The following is a 3,294-nucleotide window of genomic DNA, read 5'->3' as shown; positions in this document are numbered from 1 at the left end:
TATTGCTCTTTAACAATCTGGAACAAGCTGAAAATTGAAAGTTTACAGCTGAACATCACTCTCCGTAGCAGTACCGAGTGGTGGATTAGTCTGTAACAGAGTCTCTCAAATAATCGCAGCGCGATGGTGGAAACACCTTCGGGTTGTGAGGTTAAGCGACTAAGCGTACACGGTGGATGCCTAGGCAGTCAGAGGCGATGAAGGGCGTGCTAATCTGCGAAAAGCGTCGGTAAGGTGATATGAACCGTTATACCCGACGATACCCGAATGGGGAAACCCAGTGTGTTTCGACACATTATCATTACATGAATACATAGTGTAATGAGGCGAACCGGGGGAACTGAAACATCTAAGTACCCCGAGGAAAAGAAATCAACCGAGATTCCCCCAGTAGCGGCGAGCGAACGGGGAAGAGCCCAGAACCAGCATCAGTTTGTGTGTTAGTGGAAGCGTCTGGAAAGTCGCACGGTACAGGGTGATAGTCCCGTACACAAAAATGCACAAGTTGTGAGTTCGATGAGTAGGGCGGGACACGTGACATCCTGTCTGAATATGGGGGGACCATCCTCCAAGGCTAAATACTCCTGACTGACCGATAGTGAACCAGTACCGTGAGGGAAAGGCGAAAAGAACCCCGGCGAGGGGAGTGAAATAGAACCTGAAACCGTGTACGTACAAGCAGTGGGAGCCTACTTTGTTGGGTGACTGCGTACCTTTTGTATAATGGGTCAGCGACTTATATTTTGTAGCAAGGTTAACCGAATAGGGGAGCCGTAGGGAAACCGAGTCTTAACTGGGCGTCAAGTTGCAAGGTATAGACCCGAAACCCGGTGATCTAGCCATGGGCAGGTTGAAGGTTGGGTAACACTAACTGGAGGACCGAACCGACTAATGTTGAAAAATTAGCGGATGACTTGTGGCTGGGGGTGAAAGGCCAATCAAACCGGGAGATAGCTGGTTCTCCCCGAAAGCTATTTAGGTAGCGCCTCGTGAACTCATCTTCGGGGGTAGAGCACTGTTTCGACTAGGGGGCCATCCCGGCTTACCAACTCGATGCAAACTACGAATACCGAAGAATGTTATCACGGGAGACACACGGCGGGTGCTAACGTCCGTCGTGAAGAGGGAAACAACCCAGACCGCCAGCTAAGGTCCCAAAGTCATGGTTAAGTGGGAAACGATGTGGGAAGGCATAGACAGCCAGGATGTTGGCTTAGAAGCAGCCATCATTTAAAGAAAGCGTAATAGCTCACTGGTCGAGTCGGCCTGCGCGGAAGATGTAACGGGGCTAAACCATGCACCGAAGCTGCGGCAGCGACGCTTAGGCGTTGTTGGGTAGGGGAGCGTTCTGTAAGCCGTCGAAGGTGAACTGTGAGGTTTGCTGGAGGTATCAGAAGTGCGAATGCTGACATAAGTAACGATAATGCGGGTGAAAAACCCGCACGCCGGAAGACCAAGGGTTCCTGTCCAACGTTAATCGGGGCAGGGTGAGTCGACCCCTAAGGCGAGGCTGAAAAGCGTAGTCGATGGGAAGCAGGTTAATATTCCTGCACTTGGTGTTACTGCGAAGGGGGGACGGAGAAGGCTAGGCTGGCCGGGCGACGGTTGTCCCGGTTCAAGCGTGTAGGGGGTGTGACCTGGTAAATCCGGTTGCATATCAACCCTGAGGCGTGATAACGAGCCACTACGGTGGTGAAGTAGCTGATGCCATGCTTCCAGGAAAAGCCTCTAAGCTCCAGGTAACACGAAATCGTACCCCAAACCGACACAGGTGGTCAGGTAGAGAATACTCAGGCGCTTGAGAGAACTCGGGTGAAGGAACTAGGCAAAATGGTGCCGTAACTTCGGGAGAAGGCACGCTGGCGCGTAGGTGAAGGGACTTGCTCCCGGAGCTGAAGCCAGTCGAAGATACCAGCTGGCTGCAACTGTTTAATAAAAACACAGCACTGTGCAAACACGAAAGTGGACGTATACGGTGTGACGCCTGCCCGGTGCCGGAAGGTTAATTGATGGGGTCAGCCGTAAGGCGAAGCTCTTGATCGAAGCCCCGGTAAACGGCGGCCGTAACTATAACGGTCCTAAGGTAGCGAAATTCCTTGTCGGGTAAGTTCCGACCTGCACGAATGGCGTAATGATGGCCAGGCTGTCTCCACCCGAGACTCAGTGAAATTGAACTCGCTGTGAAGATGCAGTGTACCCGCGGCAAGACGGAAAGACCCCGTGAACCTTTACTATAGCTTGACACTGAACATTGAGCCTTGATGTGTAGGATAGGTGGGAGGCTTTGAAGCGTGGACGCCAGTCTGCGTGGAGCCAACCTTGAAATACCACCCTTTAATGTTTGATGTTCTAACTCGGCCCCGTGATCCGGGGTGAGGACAGTGTCTGGTGGGTAGTTTGACTGGGGCGGTCTCCTCCTAAAGAGTAACGGAGGAGCACGAAGGTTAGCTAATCACGGTCGGACATCGTGAGGTTAGTGCAATGGCATAAGCTAGCTTGACTGCGAGAGTGACGGCTCGAGCAGGTACGAAAGTAGGTCATAGTGATCCGGTGGTTCTGAATGGAAGGGCCATCGCTCAACGGATAAAAGGTACTCCGGGGATAACAGGCTGATACCGCCCAAGAGTTCATATCGACGGCGGTGTTTGGCACCTCGATGTCGGCTCATCACATCCTGGGGCTGAAGTAGGTCCCAAGGGTATGGCTGTTCGCCATTTAAAGTGGTACGCGAGCTGGGTTTAGAACGTCGTGAGACAGTTCGGTCCCTATCTGCCGTGGGCGTTGGAAGATTGAGAGGGGCTGCTCCTAGTACGAGAGGACCGGAGTGGACGCATCACTGGTGTTCGGGTTGTCATGCCAATGGCATTGCCCGGTAGCTAAATGCGGAAAAGATAAGCGCTGAAAGCATCTAAGCGCGAAACTTGCCTCGAGATGAGTCTTCCCTGTGGCTTTAAGCCACCTGAAGGGACGTTTAAGACTAAGACGTTGATAGGCTGGGTGTGTAAGTGCAGCGATGCATTGAGCTAACCAGTACTAATGACCCGAGAGGCTTAACCTTACAACACCAAAGGTGTTTTTAGAGACTTGAAGTAGATTTTCAGCTGAAGTTCCGAGATTGGTTCGTAGTGCAAGCCTGATGTAGGGCGAGCGTTATGAATGAAACAGAATTTGCCTGGCGGCAGTAGCGCGGTGGTCCCACCTGACCCCATGCCGAACTCAGAAGTGAAACGCCGTAGCGCCGATGGTAGTGTGGGGTCTCCCCATGCGAGAGTAGGGAACTGCCAGGCATCAAAT

Annotated in this window: 2 rRNA genes; both read left to right on the top strand. The window is 52.4% G+C overall.

The features are described 5' to 3' along the window. The first annotated feature begins 149 nt into the window (after positions 1–149). Positions 150–3,058, top strand: a 23S ribosomal RNA gene (locus HGO41_RS25555). Positions 3,059–3,171: 113 nt separating this feature from the next. Beyond that, positions 3,172–3,287: ribosomal RNA gene (gene rrf, locus HGO41_RS25550) — 5S ribosomal RNA — on the top strand. The last annotated feature ends 7 nt before the right edge of the window (positions 3,288–3,294 follow it).

It is taken from the genome of Rahnella sp. CG8 (assembly GCF_023701875.1).
Taxonomy (GTDB): Bacteria; Pseudomonadota; Gammaproteobacteria; order Enterobacterales; family Enterobacteriaceae; genus Rahnella; species Rahnella aceris.
Note: the sequence above shows the minus strand (reverse complement) of the source record. Positions and strands in the feature narration are given on the sequence as shown.